Annotated in this window: 17 protein-coding genes; 10 read left to right on the top strand and 7 right to left on the bottom strand. The window is 67.2% G+C overall.

All coding sequences use genetic code 11. The features are described from left to right. Window positions 1–53: 53 nt before the first annotated feature. Window positions 54–1043, top strand: a complete 990-nt coding sequence (locus GKO32_RS30480; RefSeq protein ID WP_312868812.1) for a carbohydrate kinase family protein — start codon at window positions 54–56, stop codon at window positions 1041–1043. A 315-nt stretch (window positions 1044–1358) separates the two neighbouring features. Here GKO32_RS30480 and asnB read toward each other — a convergent pair whose 3' ends face one another. Further along, entirely contained in the window at window positions 1359–3293 is a 1935-nt protein-coding gene (gene asnB / locus GKO32_RS30475) for an asparagine synthase (glutamine-hydrolyzing) (protein WP_312868810.1), read from the bottom strand. Between the two features lie 157 nt (window positions 3294–3450). Between asnB and ctaC the strand changes: the two genes are divergently transcribed. Next, complete coding sequence (gene ctaC / locus GKO32_RS30470; RefSeq protein WP_246244958.1) at window positions 3451–4347, top strand: aa3-type cytochrome oxidase subunit II; 897 nt, start codon at window positions 3451–3453, stop codon at window positions 4345–4347. A 28-nt stretch (window positions 4348–4375) separates the two neighbouring features. Further along, window positions 4376–4795: a cytochrome c oxidase subunit 4 gene (locus tag GKO32_RS30465; protein WP_154760365.1), complete on the top strand. Its 420-nt coding sequence runs from the start codon at window positions 4376–4378 to the stop codon at window positions 4793–4795. 64 nt (window positions 4796–4859) lie between these two features. Here the strand turns inward: GKO32_RS30465 and trpD are convergent, their stop codons facing one another. The 3 genes from trpD to GKO32_RS30450 form a co-directional block, all read right to left on the bottom strand. Then, window positions 4860–5885 carry an anthranilate phosphoribosyltransferase gene (trpD, locus tag GKO32_RS30460; protein WP_154760364.1) on the bottom strand — a complete coding sequence of 342 codons (1026 nt, stop codon included), beginning with the start codon at window positions 5883–5885 and terminating at the stop codon, window positions 4860–4862. After that, on the bottom strand, window positions 5882–6292 hold the full coding sequence (locus GKO32_RS30455) for a response regulator transcription factor (protein ID WP_312868809.1): 411 nt from the start codon (window positions 6290–6292) through the stop codon (window positions 5882–5884). Before GKO32_RS30455 ends, trpD begins: the two co-directional genes overlap by 4 nt. A gap of 64 nt (window positions 6293–6356) precedes the next feature. After that, window positions 6357–6770, bottom strand: coding sequence for a hypothetical protein (locus GKO32_RS30450; RefSeq protein ID WP_312868808.1), 414 nt, complete (start codon window positions 6768–6770; stop codon window positions 6357–6359). A gap of 84 nt (window positions 6771–6854) precedes the next feature. On the opposite strand from GKO32_RS30450, the gene ctaE reads away from it, so the two are divergent. The 4 genes from ctaE to qcrB are packed head-to-tail and all read left to right on the top strand — an operon-like array spanning window position 6855 to window position 11163. Further along, window positions 6855–7484 carry an aa3-type cytochrome oxidase subunit III gene (ctaE, locus tag GKO32_RS30445; protein ID WP_154760362.1) on the top strand — a complete coding sequence of 210 codons (630 nt, stop codon included), beginning with the start codon at window positions 6855–6857 and terminating at the stop codon, window positions 7482–7484. A gap of 48 nt (window positions 7485–7532) precedes the next feature. Continuing rightward, window positions 7533–8351 (top strand): cytochrome bc1 complex diheme cytochrome c subunit, encoded by an 819-nt coding sequence (gene qcrC / locus GKO32_RS30440; protein WP_154760361.1) that lies wholly within the window; start codon window positions 7533–7535, stop codon window positions 8349–8351. Further along, entirely contained in the window at window positions 8348–9502 is a 1155-nt protein-coding gene (qcrA, locus tag GKO32_RS30435) for a cytochrome bc1 complex Rieske iron-sulfur subunit (RefSeq protein WP_154760360.1), read from the top strand. The genes qcrC and qcrA overlap by 4 nt, the downstream gene beginning before the upstream one ends. Beyond that, on the top strand, window positions 9499–11163 hold the full coding sequence (gene qcrB / locus GKO32_RS30430; protein WP_154760359.1) for a cytochrome bc1 complex cytochrome b subunit: 1665 nt from the start codon (window positions 9499–9501) through the stop codon (window positions 11161–11163). Before qcrA ends, qcrB begins: the two co-directional genes overlap by 4 nt. A gap of 51 nt (window positions 11164–11214) precedes the next feature. On the opposite strand, the gene GKO32_RS30425 is transcribed toward qcrB, so the two are convergent. Both GKO32_RS30425 and GKO32_RS30420 read right to left on the bottom strand, forming a co-directional pair. Next, window positions 11215–11496: an Lrp/AsnC family transcriptional regulator gene (locus tag GKO32_RS30425; protein WP_312868807.1), complete on the bottom strand. Its 282-nt coding sequence runs from the start codon at window positions 11494–11496 to the stop codon at window positions 11215–11217. 1 nt (window position 11497) lies between these two features. Continuing rightward, complete coding sequence (locus GKO32_RS30420; RefSeq protein ID WP_154760357.1) at window positions 11498–12139, bottom strand: TetR/AcrR family transcriptional regulator; 642 nt, start codon at window positions 12137–12139, stop codon at window positions 11498–11500. A gap of 38 nt (window positions 12140–12177) precedes the next feature. Between GKO32_RS30420 and GKO32_RS30415 the strand changes: the two genes are divergently transcribed. Next, complete coding sequence (locus GKO32_RS30415) at window positions 12178–12585, top strand: RidA family protein (RefSeq protein ID WP_312868806.1); 408 nt, start codon at window positions 12178–12180, stop codon at window positions 12583–12585. Window positions 12586–12588: 3 nt separating this feature from the next. Here GKO32_RS30415 and GKO32_RS30410 read toward each other — a convergent pair whose 3' ends face one another. After that, a complete protein-coding gene (locus tag GKO32_RS30410; RefSeq protein WP_154760355.1) occupies window positions 12589–14298 on the bottom strand; it encodes a DEDD exonuclease domain-containing protein in 1710 nt (569 codons plus the stop codon). A 90-nt stretch (window positions 14299–14388) separates the two neighbouring features. Here GKO32_RS30410 and GKO32_RS30405 point away from each other — a divergent pair, with 90 nt between their 5' ends. Beyond that, window positions 14389–15762 carry an NYN domain-containing protein gene (locus tag GKO32_RS30405; RefSeq protein WP_154760354.1) on the top strand — a complete coding sequence of 458 codons (1374 nt, stop codon included), beginning with the start codon at window positions 14389–14391 and terminating at the stop codon, window positions 15760–15762. Window positions 15763–15846: 84 nt separating this feature from the next. Continuing rightward, window positions 15847–16062: a hypothetical protein gene (locus tag GKO32_RS30400; RefSeq protein ID WP_154760353.1), complete on the top strand. Its 216-nt coding sequence runs from the start codon at window positions 15847–15849 to the stop codon at window positions 16060–16062. The last annotated feature ends 576 nt before the right edge of the window (window positions 16063–16638 follow it).

Below are 16638 nucleotides of genomic sequence, written 5' to 3'. Positions count from 1 at the left end.
CTCTCGTGGGCTAATTCGTGCGCGAATCCTCGTGTCGAGAGCAGGGAGCACTGGTGCCAACGAACGCCAGAATCGCGGTGTCCGGCAGTATCGCCACCGACCACCTGATGCACTTCCCCGGCAGGTTCGCCGAGCAGCTCATCGCTGACCAATTGCACAAGGTGTCGCTGAGCTTTCTCGCCGACGACCTGGTGGTCCGCCGCGGTGGCATCGGTGCGAACGTCGCGTTCGGCCTGGGTGTGCTGGGGGTTCGGCCGGTGCTGGTCGGTGCGGTGGGTGAGGATTTCGCCGACTACCGCTCGTGGCTGGAACGGCACGGTGTGGACACGTCCGGTGTACTGGTCTCCGAAATCGCCCACACGGCGCGGTTTGTGTGCACCACGGATGAAGATCTGAATCAGATCGCGACTTTCTATGCCGGTGCGATGGCGGAAGCCCGGAACATCGAATTGGAGCCGATTGCCGACCGTAGTGGCGGGCTCGGTCTGGTGTTGATCAGCCCGGATGATCCGGAAGGCATGCTGCGGCACGCTGAGGAATGCCGGCAACGTGGTTACGAGTTCGCGGTGGACCCCTCGCAGCAGCTGGCCAGGATGGACGGCGAGCAGGCGCGCAGCTTCGTTGAGGGCGCAAAGTACTTGTTCACCAATGAATACGAGTGGGGCCTGCTGCGGCAGAAAACTGGCTGGGATGTCGATGACATTCTTGACCATGTTGGTATCCGGGTCACCACACTCGGTGAGAAGGGCGTGGAAATCATCGGCCCGGACGGCTTGAATCTGCAGGTCCCGGCGGTTCCGGAACGAAAGAAGGCAGACCCCACGGGCGTCGGCGACGGTTTCCGGGCAGGATTCCTCGCCGGCTTGCACCGAGGCCTGACCGTGGAACGCGCGGCGCAGCTCGGTTCGCTGATCGCGGTGCTGGTATTGGAAACCATCGGCACCCAAGAATGGCACCTGGACGCACCGGCCGACCTCAAGCGTGTTGCCGACGCCTACGGTTCGGACGCCGCGGTGGAAATCGGCGAGGTTCTCGGCGCCTGAGGCGCGGGCCGGAAAGCGCGGCGTGTGGCGCGAAGCAGCCCACTCCCCCCACAAACCGCCGCCTGGCAACGAAAGCCGGCCACTTCAGGCGAAGTGGGGCGGGGGTGGGCCCCCAACGAGGGCGCCCAGCGCCCGGTCACCTCCGTACCCCAAGGAACCACCAGGGCATCGCGCGGAGCGCGACCCAAAACGATGTCCTCGCCGGACGGGATGCCGGACGGGCTGGCGCCGGGATGACAGACCCAACGGGACCTCACCTTGGCAGGGTGGTCGAGTTGTGTGGTCATCCCAACTCTGGGGGCTTTTCAACCCCCCTCAGATTTTTACTGGGTAGGCCGGTTCCGGGATTTCTGGCTTGATGCGGTGCTCGATGAAGATTCCGTGCCACAACATGAATACGATCAGTGCCCAGATGCGGCGGCTGTGGTCGAGGGTGCCGTCACGGTGTTCGTCCAGCATTCGCAGTATTGCGGGCTTGTCCAGTAGCGCGTCGGTCTTCGAGTCGTTGATGATGCCGCGTGCCCAGTCGTACATTTCCGCGCGCAGCCAGTGTTTGATAGGCACCGGGAAGCCGAGTTTCCGTCGGTTCAGCACGTGTGCGGGCACGATTCCGTCGAGTGCCCGGCGTAGCGCGTACTTTGTGGTTTCCTTGGTGACCTTCTGATCGAGCGGGATATCGGCGGCGACCTTGAATACCTCGGCGTCGAGGAATGGTACGCGCAGTTCGAGCGAGTTTGCCATGGTCATTTTGTCTGCCTTGACCAGGATGTCACCGCGTAGCCAGGTGAACAAGTCTACGTGCTGCATACGGGCAACCGGATCCCAGCCACGGGAAGTCCGGTAATGCTCGGCCGTCACATCGCGGTGCCCGATACCATCAACATAGTTTCGCAGCACGCGGCGCAATTGGTCATCGCGGAAGATGCGAGCATTTCCATAATATCGCTCTTCCATGGTGAGCGAACCGCGCCGCAGTAAATCCTTGCCGCGCGTGCCTTCCGGAATTCGTTCCGACACCTTGCCCAGCAGTTTCCGCATCCCGCCCGGCACCTTTTCGAAGGGTGCCAACGAGATCGGTTCCTTGTAAATGGTGTAACCGCCGAACAGTTCGTCCGAGCCCTCCCCGGACAGCACCGCCTTGACGTGTTTGCGTGCCTCCCGGGCGATGAACCACAACGGCACCAGCGCTGGATCGGCCACCGGGTCGTCCAGGTACCAGACGATCAGCGGCAGCACATCCATCATCTCGTCCGCGGTCACCGTGCGGATCACATGCTTGACCCCGATCGCGGCTGCGGACTCGGCGGCCACGTCGACCTCCGAGTATCCCTCGCGCTCGAAACCCGTGGTGAAAGCGATCAGATTCGGGTTTTCTTCCTTCGCCAGCGCGGCGATCGCCGTCGAGTCGATCCCGCCGGACAGGAACGCGCCGACCGTGATGTCCGGGTCGGCGATCATGTGTTTGCGCACCGAATCACGCATCGCATCCGCGATCCGCTTGTGCAGCGCCGAAGCCTCCGCCTCGGTGGTCACCGGGCGGGCGTTGAACCGGGGGAAGAAGTACCGCTCCTGCTTCACTTCGCCACCGGGCGAGATGGTGAACGACGTACCGGACTCGATCCGCCGGACACTCGTGTGCAACGACTCCGGCTCCGGCACGTACTGCAGCGTCAAGTAGTGCTGCAGCGCCGTCGTGTCGAGTTCTTCGCGCACCCCGAGCACATCCGACAACTCCAGCAGGCTCTTCTTCTCACTGGAGAACGCGACGCCACCGGGGCCGGCCGAGTAGAACAGCGGCTTGATGCCGAACGGGTCCCGCGCGCCGTGCAGCACCTTCTCCTGCGCGTCCCACAACAGGAACGCGAACATCCCGCGCAGCTTGCCCACCGCACTCGGGCCCCAGTAGTGGAACGCCGCGACGATGGCTTCGCCATCGCCCTCGGTGAAGAACTTCACGTCGTGCTCGGCGATCAGCTGCTGCCGCAACGCGCGATAGTTGTAAATCTCACCATTGAAGTTCAGGGTGTACCGCTGCGGCGCCTCCGGCGGGCCCCACACCAGGGGCTGATGGGCGTGCTCGACGTCGATGAACGCGAGCCGGTTGAAGCCGTAGACGATTTCGGCGTCGGCCCAGGTGTCGGTCTCGTCCGGACCGCGATGCCGCTGGCAGCGCAGGGCGGCCCCGACCGACTCGCGGGCCTTCGCCGCTTCGTTCTCACTGGGACAGACCAGTCCGAGCAGGCCGCACACGTCTACTCACACACCTTCAGGTCGTGGCCGGATAGTGCACGCCAGTATGCCGGGTGTGCCCGGCCCTTCCCGTCAGCCCACCACGACCCTCCACCGACACGCTTCGCGCGGCCCCTTAGACTCCGGCTGTCACGCGAAGATTTCGAGGAGGCCTGGGTTGAAGAGGGTCGGTAAGGTCGCCGCGCTGGCAGGGCTGGTTGCCCTGTTGGCGACCGGGTGCTCCGGTGACGAGGTACTGCGCTTCGGCTGGCCGGTTGGCGTCACCGAGCAGGCCGACAAGATGCGGTGGCTGTGGACGTGGTCCGTGATCGCCGCGCTCGCTGTCGGCGTCATCGTGTGGGGCCTCATCTTCTGGTCGTCGGCGTTTCACCGCAGGAAGAAGAACCAGGACCCGACCGACCTGCCGCGCCAGTTCCAGTACAACGTGCCGCTGGAACTGTTCTGCGTCATCACCCCGCTGGTCATGGTGTGTGTGCTGTTCTTCTTCACCGCCACCACCGAGAGCCAGGTGCTCGCCAAGAAGCCGAACCCGGACGTCACCATCAACGTCACCGCGTTCCAGTGGAACTGGGAGTTCGACTACCCGAACGAGCCCAAGGACGCGGCCGGCCAGATGATCCGCACCGTGGGCAGCTCGAGCGAGATCCCGCTGCTGGTGGTGCCGACCGGTAAGACGATCCAGTACAACCTGCGCTCGACCGACGTCATCCACTCCTTCTGGGTGCCGGAGTTCCACTTCAAGCGTGACGTCTTCCCGTACCCGGAGAAGAACAACCAGGACTCGTCGTTCCAGAACACGATCGACACGGAAGGTTCGTTCGTCGGCCGGTGCGCGGAGCTGTGCGGCACCTATCACGCGATGATGAACTTCGAGGTCCGCGCCCTGCCGGCCAACCTGTACCAGCAGTACATTCAGACGCGGACGCAGGTCAACCCGGTGACCGGGGTGCCCTACACCGCGGCCGAGGCGCTGGCGAGGATGAACTGCGGGCAGCTGTGCACGCCGCAAGCGGTCACCACGCAGCCGTTCAACACCGACCGCACCGCACGCTGACGCCGGACACAGGAGTAAGGACAGCTTCATGAAGGTCGAAGCCCGGATTTTCGACATCGTCACGGTGTTTGCCTTCTTCATCGCGATCGTTTACGGCGTGACCACGTACTACTGGAGCGGGTTCGGCGTCGAGCCGGTCGGCCTGGTCGCGCTGATCCTCACCGGTGGGCTTTCGCTGCTGGCCGGCAGCTACATGCGCTTCATCTCGCGCCGCATCGACGCCCGCCCCGAAGACCGCGAGGACGCCGAGATCAGCGACGGCGCCGGTGAGCTGGGCTTTTTCAGCCCCGGTAGCTACTGGCCGATCGCGATGGCCGGTGCCGCCGCGACAGCCGGTCTCGCGCTGGCGTTCTTCCACATCTGGCTGCTGGTGATCGCGATCGTGCTGATCCTGATCACCGTGGGCGGTCTCGTGTTCGAGTACCACACCGGCCCCAGCCACGAATAATCCGCACCAGCGTCAAAAAGGGCGTATCCCTCAAGCCGGGGGATACGCCCTTTTCGTTGTGGCGTCAGCGAAAAGCGGCCCAGCGGGTCAGCAACGCCGCCGCGGCGCCGGAATCGATCGCCTCGGCGGCCCGGCTCAACGCGGCCGACAGATCGTCGTTCAGGGACCCGGAAAAGCCCGCGTGCGCGGCGAGGGCACCGGCGGCGTTCACCAGCACCGCTTCCCGTACCGGGCCGGGTTTTCCGGCCACCAGATCGCGCACGACGTCCGCGTTCGCCGCCGCATCGCCACCTCGGAGGTCCTCCTGCGTCGCGGATGCGATACCGAGCGACTGCGGGTCGAACAGTTCCTGCCGCACCTCGCCGTCCGAGACGAGCCACAGCGTGCTGGTGGTCGTGGTGGTGATCTCGTCGAGACCGTCGTCCCCGCGCACCACCATGGCGGTGACACCACGGCGCGCGAAGACCTGGGCGAGCAGCTCGCTCCGGTCCGCGTAGGCACAGCCGATGAGGCCCGCGTCCGGCTGCGCGGGATTGGTCAGCGGGCCGAGCAGGTTGAACGTCGTCGGCACGCCGAGCTGGCTGCGTGCCGGGCCCGCGTGCCGGAACGCCGGATGGAACACCGGCGCGAAGCAGAACCCGATGCCCAGCTCGGCGACACAACGCTGGACACCCTCCGGCGGCAGATCGATCGCGACGCCGAGAGCTTCGAGCACGTCCGCCGCGCCCGACTTCGACGAGGCCGCGCGGTTACCGTGCTTGACCACCGGCGCACCCGCCGCGGCCACCACGATGGCCGCCATCGTCGAGATGTTCACCGAACCGGAGCGGTCACCGCCCGTGCCGACGATGTCCACCGCACGGCCTTCGACGTGCACACGCCGGGCATGCGCGAGCATCGCCTCGGCCATCCCGGCGATTTCGGCCGGCGTCTCGCCCTTCGCCCGCAACGCGACTGCGAAGCCGCCGATCTGCGCGAGCGTCGCCTCCCCGGACATCACCTGGTCCATTGCCCACGCGGTGTCCTCTTCGGACAGATCCGACCGCTCGATCAGCCGCGACAGCAGCGCGGGCCAGGTGTGCTCGGTCATGCCCGGACAGCCGGGACCCGCTGGCCCCGCAACACGTCCGCGACGGTTTCCGCCGCGGTGAGGGGGTCGAGCGGGTGCACGAGCACCGCGTCGGCCTGCGACCACGTGGCCAGCCACCGGTCGTCCTTACGCCGCACCGAAACCACGATCGGCGGGCAGTCGGGAATCTCGTTCTTGAGCTGCCTGCACAGCCCGATACCACCGGTCGGCTGCGCTTCGCCGTCGAGGATCGCCAGGTCCACGCCGCCCTCGTCCATCTCCTGCAGCACATCGGCCACGCCGGCGGCCTCGACGTAGTCGACGCGGCCGAGGTCGGTGGCCGGCCGGCGGCCGATCGCGTTGATGATCGACTCACGGACCTCTGCGCGGTGGCTGAACACCAGGATCCTCATGGGCTGCTCGGTCACAATCAGGCCTCCGGCCTCGTCGTACTGTTTGTGATGTACCCGATGCTATCGGCAGGACCCGGCTTCACCGAGAGCTGTTGGGCTGTAAAGCGTCCCAGCCGAGCGAGTCGCCGCCGAGCCGCTGGGCCAGCCCCGCCATCCGTGACCGTTCCTGCGCACAGTGCAACGCGTCGAGCCGCTGGACCCGCAAGGCGTGCACCGTACGCACACCGTCCGATTCGGACACGGTGCGTAATTCCCACCCATCCTGGGCCAGAATGCCCGCGGCTTCGGCGACCCGGTCCGCGGGCAGGGTCAGGTGATGGCGTAACACCGCCGGTTTTTCCTGTTCCCACAGGTGTGACCTTGCCAGCACCGCCGAGTCCGCTTCGGCGACCTCGAACGCTTCGGCCACCACGGAAAGGCCTGGCGAATCGGGTGTCAGGAGGGGCTCCGAAGGCTTTCTCAGCAGGTCACGCACTCGATCGAGCAGACTCACCGGCAATCCTCACCCTTCGCATTCGTCGTTGTGACCAACCCACGCGCAGACCCGACCGGGCCGCCTCCATTGTGGGAGGACATAATGCGACTCGTGACAACGGCAGCTCCCAACATCAGCCAGCGGGTGCACTCGCTGAACCGGCCGAACATGGTCAGTGTCGGCACCATCGTGTGGCTCTCCAGCGAGCTCATGTTCTTCGCCGGGCTGTTCGCGATGTTCTTCACCGTGAAGGCGCAGAACTCCAGCGGTGTCTGGCCGCCGATCAATCCGGCGACCGGCGAGCCGATTCACCTCGACATCCCGTACTCGCTGCCGTTCACCATCATCCTGGTGGCGTCCTCGTTCACCTGCCAGCTCGGTGTGTTCGCCGCGGAGAAGGGCGACGTCTACGGCCTTCGACGCTGGTACGTGATCACGTTGCTGATGGGGCTGGTGTTCATCGGCGGGCAGGTCGGCGAATACGCGAGCCTGATCAGCGAGGGTGTCACGATCCCGTCCGGCTCGTGGGGAACGGTCTTCTTCCTCGCCACCGGGTTCCACGGGCTGCACGTCATCGGCGGGCTCATCGCGTTCGTGTTCCTGCTCATCCGCACCAAGCTGAGCAAGTTCACACCGGCGCAGGCCACCTCGGCGATTGTCGTGTCCTACTACTGGCACTTCGTCGACATCGTGTGGATCGGCCTGTTCGCGGTCATCGAGATCCTTCCCTGACCGCACCAGCCCGTCCCGGACTCCTCACACAGCAAGGGTTGCCGCAAGATGACCACCACGAACAAATCCTCCGGGCGCCGACCGGGCGCGCGTAGCAAGCTGCGCAGGCGGATCGCCGGCCTGCTCGCGCTGGGTGTCGCGCTGCTCGGGGCCGGTGCGGTGTACGCGGTCTTCGTGCCGAAGGCACAGACCGCGCAGGCCCAGGAGGACCCGGCGCAGCTGCGGCTGGGTCAGCAGGTCTACAACAACACCTGCATCACCTGCCACGGGGCGAACCTGCAGGGTGTGCAGGACCGCGGCCCGAGCCTGATCGGTGTCGGCGACGCGGCGGTGTACTTCCAGACCTCGTCCGGCCGGATGCCGATGGTGCGCCAGGAAGCCCAGGCCGAGCGGAAGCCACCGAAGCTGACCCCTGAGGAAATCGACGCGGTCGGCGCCTACATCCAGGCCAACGGCGGTGGCCCGGAGCGCCCGGCGGAGACCGGCGCGGCCCTGCGCGGCGAGGACCCGGCCCGCGGCGGTGAGCTGTTCCGGCTCAACTGTGCGTCCTGCCACAACTTCACCGGCCGCGGCGGCGCGCTTTCGGCGGGCAAGTTCGCGCCGAACCTCGACCCCGCGAGCGAGGACCAGATCTACACCGCGATGCTGACCGGCCCGCAGAACATGCCGAAGTTCTCCGACCGGCAGCTGTCGCCGGAGGAGAAGAAGGACATCATCGCGTACATCAAGTCGGTGTCGGACAACAACAACAATCCGGGTGGTGACGCGCTCGGTGGGTTCGGTCCGGCGTCCGAGGGTGTGATCGCGTGGATCGTGGGGATCGCCGCGCTGATCGGCATCACCCTGTGGATTGGATCGAGGGCATGAGCAGCGAAGACAGCGAAGACACCGCGGGGCGGCTGCCTTCCGAAGCCGAACTCGCCGAAATGAACCGGGACCAGCTGCTCAAGCTGGGCGGCCAGCTCGACGGTGTCGAGCTCGTCGACTACCCGGAACCGTGGCCGGTCAAGGGAACCCGCGCGGAGAAGCGCGCGGAGCGGCTCATCGCGTTGTGGTTCACCATCGCGGGCCTTGCCGGGCTCGCCTTCGTGGTGGGGCTCATCTGGTGGCCGTGGCAGTACAAGGCCCCCGGCCAGTCGGGCACCTTCCTGTACTCGCTGTACACCCCGGTGCTGGGTGTGACGCTGGGCCTGACGATCCTCGGCCTCGGCGTGGGCATCCTGCTGTACACGAAGAAGTTTGTGCCCCAGGAGCTCGCGATCCAGGAGCGCCACGACGGCGAAGGCAAAGGCTCCCCGGAGATCGACAAGAAGACGATCGTCGCGCACCTGGAGGACGCGGGCTCGCGCAGCACCATCGCCCGCCGTTCGCTGGTCAAGCGGAGCATGGGTTTCGCGGGTGGCGCGCTGGGGCTCGGCCTGATCGGCCTGCCGGTCGCGTCCTTCATCAAGGACCCGTGGAAGGACTCCAACGGCCCGGATTCGCTGTGGCACACCGCCTGGCAGCCGCAGTACCCCGGTGAGGTCGTGTACATGCGGCGCAACACCGGCCGGCCTGAGGACATCGTGCTGCTTCGCCCGGAGGACCTCGACGCGGGCGGGTTGGAGACAGTGTTCCCGTTCCGCGAGTCCGAGCGCGGCAACCCGGAGGCTCTCTCCGCGGTGTTCCTGCGTTCCGACTCGCCGGTCATGCTCATTCGCCTGCGGCCCGAGGACGCCTTGCGCGTCGTCAAGCGCAAGGGCCAGGAGGACTTCAACTTCGGCGAGTACTACGCCTACACGAAGGTCTGCAGTCACGTCGGTTGCCCGGTCTCGCTGTACGAGCAGCGGACCAACCGGCTCCTCTGCCCATGCCACCAGTCGCAGTTCGACGTACTGCAGTACGCGAAGCCGATTTTCGGCCCCGCCACTCGCGCGCTGGCCCAGTTGCCCATTACGGTGAATGACGAGGGATACCTGGTCGCACGTGGTGACTTCATCGAACCCGTGGGGCCGGCCTTTTGGGAGCGGAAGCAATGAGTTCACTCACCACGCCGACGAAGGGCTCGAGCCTGGTCCAGCGGCAGGTCAACGAGGCCGCCACGAACATGGACCAGCGGTATCGCCTGGCCAAGGGCCTGCGGCACCAGATGAACAAGGTGTTCCCGACGCACTGGTCGTTCCTGCTCGGGGAGATCGCGCTCTACAGCTTCATCATCCTGATCCTGTCCGGTGTCTACCTGACGTTGTTCTTCGACCCGTCGATGGCCGAGGTCACCTACAACGGCAGCTTCCGCAACCTGCAGGGCATCGAGATGTCGCGGGCGTTCGCGACCACGCTGGACATCTCGTTCGACGTCCGCGGCGGCCTGTTCGTGCGTCAGCTGCACCACTGGGCCGCGCTGGTGTTCGTCGCCGCGATGATGGTCCACATGTTCCGGATCTTCTTCACCGGAGCGTTCCGCAGGCCGCGTGAGGCCAACTGGCTGATCGGTGTGCTGCTGCTGGTGCTCGGCATGTTCGAGGGCTTCTTCGGCTACTCGCTGCCCGACGACCTGCTCTCCGGCACGGGTATCCGGGCGACCCTGTCCGGCATCGTGCTGTCGGTCCCGGTGATGGGCACCTGGCTGCACTGGGCGCTGTTCGGCGGGGAGTTCCCCGGCAACGAGATCATCCCCCGCCTGTACACGATCCACATCCTGCTGCTGCCGGGCATCATGCTGGCGCTCGTCGGTGTGCACCTGGCACTGGTCTGGTACCAGAAGCACACGCAGTTCCCCGGCGTCCGGCGCAAGGAGACGAACGTCGTCGGCGTCCGGATCATGCCCTACTTCGCGCTCAAGGCCGGCGCGTTCTTCGCCGTGACCACAGCGGTGATCGCGTTCCTTGCCGGCGTGTTCCAGATCAACCCGATCTGGAACATCGGACCGTACAACCCGTCGCAGGTTTCGGCGGGCTCGCAGCCCGACTGGTACATGGCCTGGGCCGACGGCCTGCTGCGTATCTTCCCGGCGTGGGAGCTGTATCTCGGCAACTACACGGTGCCCGCGGTGTTCTTCGCCGGTGCGGTCGGCATGCCGGTCCTGATCGTGCTGCTGCTGGCGTATCCGATGATCGAGCGCAAGCTCTCCGGCGACACGGCGCACCACAACCTGCTGCAGCGGCCTCGTGACGCACCGGTCCGCACCAGCATCGGCATGATGGCGCTGGCGTTCTTCGGGGTCATCGAGGCATCGGGCTTCAACGACATCATCGCCGACCAGTTCGACATTTCGCTCAACGCGACCACGTGGGCGGGCCGGATCGGTGTGCTGGTCCTCCCGCCGCTGGCGTACTTCCTCACCTACCGGATCTGCCTCGGCTTGCAGCGGGCCGACCGTGAGGTGCTCGAGCACGGTATCGAGACGGGCATCATCAAGCGCCTGCCGCACGGTGAGTTCATCGAGATCCACCAGCCGCTCGGCGGTGTGGACGACCACGGCCACGCGATCCCGCTGGAGTACCAGGGCGCGTCGGTGCCGAAGAAGATGAACAAGCTCGGCGCCGCGGGTCGTCCGGTGCCCGGCACGCTGCTCGCACCCGACCCGGCCGACGAGGTCGCTGCGCTGGAGCGGGCCCGCGAGACCAACGGGCATCACGAGAATGGCGAAGTCGCTTCGAGCGAGGAGGTCCCGGCGGGCTGGAAGACGCCGGAAGCCTGAGAATCGTCAATGAAGAAGCCGGCTCTCCCGCATGGGGGAGCCGGCTTCTTCTTATTCTTCGGCGCCGAGAGCGAACGCCGATTCGGTGTCGGCGGTCGAGTAGGACCGGAACGCGATATGCGTGTCGGTGTCGATGACGCCGGACACGCGGCCGATCTTCGCCGGGATGATGTCGGCGAGTTCCTCGTGGCTGGACACGCGCACCAGTGCGATCAGATCGACGTCACCGGCGCACGAGTAGACCTCGGAAACGCCGTCGATGTCCGCGATGGCCTGTGCGGTTTCGGGAATGCTGTCCGCCACGGCATGAATCAGCACGATCGCGGTGATCACGTCACGTCCTCCTCGGTGGTTTGCAGCCGGGCCGATCGTATCGCCGCCAGGCGCCCTCGACTGATCGGCGACACCGGTCCGGCTCGTCTCCGGCATTGGTGAACAGCGCGGTCAGTAACAGGATGCCGTGGCCGAGGGTCTCGCGCGGAAGTGGACCGGGCTCGACCAGCGAGACCAGGCCGTGGCCGATGACCCAGCTCTGCGTCGCCAGTTCCAGCGGGACGATGTCGGCACGGAAGCGGCCGGTGTGCCGGCCGCGGTCGGCTGCCTGGACCAGATACTCCAGGGTGTCGTCCGCTGCCTTGAGGTCTTCGAGTTCGAAGGTCGCGTCGAACATGACTCGGTACAGGTCGGGATGGTCCATGGCGTTGCCGAGGTAGGCGACGATGAGCGCGGTGAGGTCCCGGACCGGGTCGTCCGAGGTCCGCAGCTGCGCGAACCTGGCGGCCATGCGGGTAAAACCCTCCTGCCGCAACGCTTTCCACAGTCCGTCCATGCTGCCGAAATGGGTGTAGACGGCCATTGTGGAGACGCCTGTGCCAGCCACCAGCGACCGGAGGGTGATGGGCTCACGCGTGCGCAGCATCTGTGCGGCACGTTCGATGAGCTGGGTGCGGACCGCTGGATCCTTCGCCCTCGCCATGAAGTCAAACTATAGCATAGCTATGCTATAGTTTGAGCGTGCCCATTACTCTGGTGAACCCCGAAAAACTGCCGAAGGTCGACATCTATCGCCAGGTGTCCGTGGCCACCGGGTCGAAGCTGGTATTCGTCGCCGGCCAGGTCGCCCGCGATGCCGACGGCGGCAAAGTCGGTGAAGGTGACCTCGTTGCCCAGGTCGAGCAGTGCTACCTGAACCTCGGCGCCGCGCTGGCCGAAGTCGGCGCATCCCTGGAGAACGTCGCGAAGCTGACCGTCTACGTCGTCGACTGGACCCCGGACAAGATGGCCCAGTTCGCCGAAGGGGTCGACCGGGCCACCGCGAAGCTGGGCGTCAGTTCGCTCCCGCCACTCACCGGTATCGGGGTGGCCGCACTGGCCGAGCCCGACATCCTGGTTGAAGTCGAGGCCATCGCGGTTCTCGACTGAGGCTCAGCTCGCCACTTGTTCCAGTGCCGTGGCGGTGGCGGCGCGCTCGAGCCAGTCCTGCCAGCCGCCGACCCCGCGGGCGGGCTCGGCCCACGGGATCGCGGTCCGCACGAGACGCACGCCGGGCCGGGTCAGCCAGCGCAGCAGCAGGCCGGCCTCCTCGGCCGGCGCACCGAACAACGGCCCTGGCCCGGCGGTCACCGTTTCCGCGGATGCCACCAGCGCGTCGACGACCGGCATCGGTGGCACGCCCCGCCGGGCCACCCCGGCTGAGGCGAGCCTGCCGTGCCGGATGACCGCGAATTCCCAGCCCCGCTTGCCATCCGGTGCGGCCGCCACCAGCTCCGGGATGGCCGCGAGTGCCGTCAACCGGTGTGCCTTCGCGACCGCGCGCACCAGGATCGCCAGCTCGTCTCGCCGCCGCGCGGCCTGCTCGTAATGCTGCGCACGGGCGAGCTCGTCGAGCTGACGCCGGGCCTCCTCCAATGGGACCGTGCCTTCGCCGCCGATCAGCTGTGTCACCGCCTGTACGGAAGGAAAGTAGGCCTCCGCCGTCTGCCGCCCGGCACACGGCGCGCCGCATCGCCCCAGTTCCGCCAGCGCACACGGCCTGCCGGACGGGGCGACCGCCGAGATGCGCTGGGTGCAGGTCCGCAAACCCGACGCGCTCGCCAGCACATCCGCCGCGAGCTTCGCCATCGCCTGTGAACCGAACGGACCGAGCGCGCCGTCCTTCGGCACGCGCACCACCGACAGGCGTGGGAACGCTTCGTCGGTCAGCACCACCCACCACGACTTGCGCGGGTTCTTCGAGCGCCGGTTGTACGCGGGCCGGTGCGCCGCGAGCAACCGCAGCTCCCGGATCTGCGCTTCCAGCGCGTGCGAGCACTCGATCCCGTCCACCCGCTGGGCCAGCCCGACCATTTCCCGGATCCGGCCGCGGCTTTCCGAGCCCGTGAAATAACTGCGCACGCGCCGCCGCAGGTTCGACGTGGTGCCGACGTACAACACCTCGTCGTTCGGGCCGCGGAACAGGTAGACGCCGGGCAGTTCCGGCAGATGTGCCGCCATCCCGCGTTTCCGGCGCTGCTCCGGGGTGACCTCCGGCAGGTAGTCGATCAGCTCCTCCAGCGAGTGCACACCGAGCGGGCCGACGAGTTCGAGCAACGCGTGCAACACGTCGACGGTGGCGCGCGCGTCTTCGAGGGCACGGTGATTCGGCGTGGTCTTCGCGCCGAACAGGGCGGCCAGCGCGGACAGCCGGTAGCTCGGCGTGTCCTGCCTGCTGAGCACGCGCCGGGCCAGCCGGACCGTGCACACCACGGCCGGTTTCGGCCACGCGTAGCCGTAACCGGCGCAGGCGGCGCGGAGGAACCCGGTGTCGAACGGGGCGTTGTGCGCGACGAGCACCGCACCCGCGGCGAACTCCAGGAAGGCGGGCAGCACTTGCGCGATCGGCGGTGCGTCGTACACCATCGCGCCGGTGATGCCGGTCAGCGCGACGATCTGCGGCGGGATCGGCATCCCCGGGTTGACCAGCGTCGCGAACTCGCCGAGAACCTGGCCGCCACGCACCTTCACCGCGCCGATCTCGGTAATCCCGTCGGGGCCGGGTTTCGTACCGGTGGTCTCCAGGTCGAACACCACGAACGTGGTGTCGCGAAGGGGGGTGCCCAGCTCGTCGAAGGTCAGCTGATCATGCGCGCCGTGCATGATCGGCACCCTAAGCAGAGGTACCGACAATTCCGCGCCGCGGCATCCCAGTAAGAGGGAAGTTCGGAGCCGACCGACTACCCTGGATGGATGCCGCCCTCAGTGCACGCCACGGAGCCCGAAGACCCCGGTCTTCTGGCCTCGGACGCTGCCCAGCGGCCGGAGGCGGAACCGGCGCCGCCCTTCGCCTGGCGCGAGCTGCCGGAACCCGTCCGAGCCAGACTCACCGAGCTGGCCGCCGAGGCGCTGGGCAAGATGCCCAGGGTCGACATCCCGCAGCAGCTGCGCCCGGTCGCGAAGTTCGCGCCGGCCAAGCGCGCGCGGCTCGGCGCGACGGCGCTGCTCACGACGTTGCAGGACTCGCCGGCGTTCCGCACCGCGGTGCTGGAGTGGGTCCGCGAATACCGGCAGGACGCGCTCGATCCCAATGATGAGGATTCCGTGGTCGCCGCGACGGCCGCGATCCTGCTCGGCGAGTCGAGCGCCACGTCCCGCGTCCGGCTGGTCGCGAAGAACGCGGCCGAGACGGCACTGCGCGCGGAGCGGGACGCTGCGGTGGCGCGCAACCAGAAGCTCGAGGCCGAGCTCGCCCGCACCCGGGAGGAGCTCGCGCAGGCGCTGGAGGCGGTCGAGGCTGCCCGCCAGGAACGTGAGGAAGAGCTCGACCGCCTTCGTGGCCGGTTGCGCCAGCAGGGCATGATGCTGCGTCAGGCCCGGGACGCCGCCGCGGCGGCCGAGGCCGGGGCGACGGAGGCCGATGGCAGGCGGGACGCGGAGATCGCCGCGCTGACCGCACAGCTGGATCGTGAGCGGCAGCGGGTCGTGACGGAGCGGGCGCGCGCGGAGCGGGCGGTGACCGACGCGGAGATCGCGCGGCAGTCGGCACGCGAGGCCAGGGAAGCCGACGAGGTACGGCTCGCGCTGCTCGCCGACACGATCGACGGGGCCGTCGCCGGGCTACGGCGCGAGCTGTCGCTCGGGTCCAGCAGCCGGCGTCCCGCGGACGCGGTGCGGGGAGCGTCGGCGTCCGGCGGACGGGGGGCGCAGGTGCGCGATCCCGCCGCGCTGGACCACTTGCTGGCGCTGCCGGCCGTCCATCTGATCGTGGATGGCTACAACGTCACCAAGACCGGCTATCCCGAGCTTTCGCTGGCCGATCAGCGCACCCGGCTCATCCGGCAGCTCGGCGCGCTCGTCTCGCGGACCGGCGCGGAAGTCACGGTGGTGTTCGACGGGGCCGGCGTGCTGTCGGTGCCCACCGCGGCGCCGCGCGGCGTCCGGGTCCTGTTCTCCGATCCCGGCGTGCTGGCCGACGACGTGATCCGCGCCCTCGTCATCGCCGAACCGCCCGGGCGGCCGCTCGTGGTCGCCACGTCCGATCGCGCTGTGGCCGATTCGACCAGGAGTTCGGGTGCGCATCCGGTGGCTTCCGCGGTGCTGCTGACCCGGCTCGGCCGCGTCTAGCGTTCGAACACCCGCACGAAATTGTCGGTGGGTGCCTTTACCGTGTTTCCTGTCCGGCCCGAACATGGGACAAGGAGGCAGGAGATGCAGGAAGAAGCCGTGATCGTGGACTGTGGCCGTTGCGTGGCGCGCGGAATCCGCTGCGCCGACTGTGCGGTCAGCGTGCTGTTGAACGCGCCACCGGCAATCGAATGGGACGACGAGGAAATGGCCGCGATAGAGGCGCTTGCCGAAGGCGGATTGATTCCGCGGCTGCGGCTTGTGCCGATGACGGTCCGGCGGCGGGACCACGCGGCCTGACAGTCACATCCCCCAGTGCGGCAGGAGGTCGAATCCCTCGGCGAACGGTCTGTAATCATCACGCTGGCGATTGTTAGCTCAGTCACACTCGGACTGTCGTTGCTGGTCTGAACGGAATAAGCGTGGGTTACGCAGAGTTTTTGCGTGCCTGCTGCTGGACGCGGCGGCCCCTGTTTCGTAACCTAGCCGAGATCTCGCGGCCGGTAGCTGTGGCACCCCCGCAACAGCGACGCGAGATCGCCGCCGAAACAGCTTTGTCGGGGAGCTGTGCCGGAACCACTGTCGCTGGCAGGACCCAGGTGCGGTACTTCCGTGCCGGGATCAGGCGAGCACCGTGGTCGATGCCGTTCGCCGGACGTGTGTGGTGTCTGCTCCGGTGAGCAGAGGGCCCCCGACCTCTGCAGGCGACCGGCAGGTGGCCGAGTGCAAAGGAGACACGCGCGGCGTGCAGTCGCAACCGATCAAGCGTGTGGTCGCAGGAGCCATCGCAGCGGCCGCGGTGATCACCGCGGTTGGTGTCGGAGTTCCGGCCAGCGCGATCACCCTCCCCGCCCTCCAGGCCCCACCCACCAACTC

Origin of the sequence: Amycolatopsis pithecellobii (assembly GCF_009707865.1) — a bacterium.
GTDB classification, from domain to species: Bacteria; Actinomycetota; Actinomycetes; order Mycobacteriales; family Pseudonocardiaceae; genus Amycolatopsis_E; species Amycolatopsis_E pithecellobii.
Note: the sequence above shows the minus strand (reverse complement) of the source record. Positions and strands in the feature narration are given on the sequence as shown.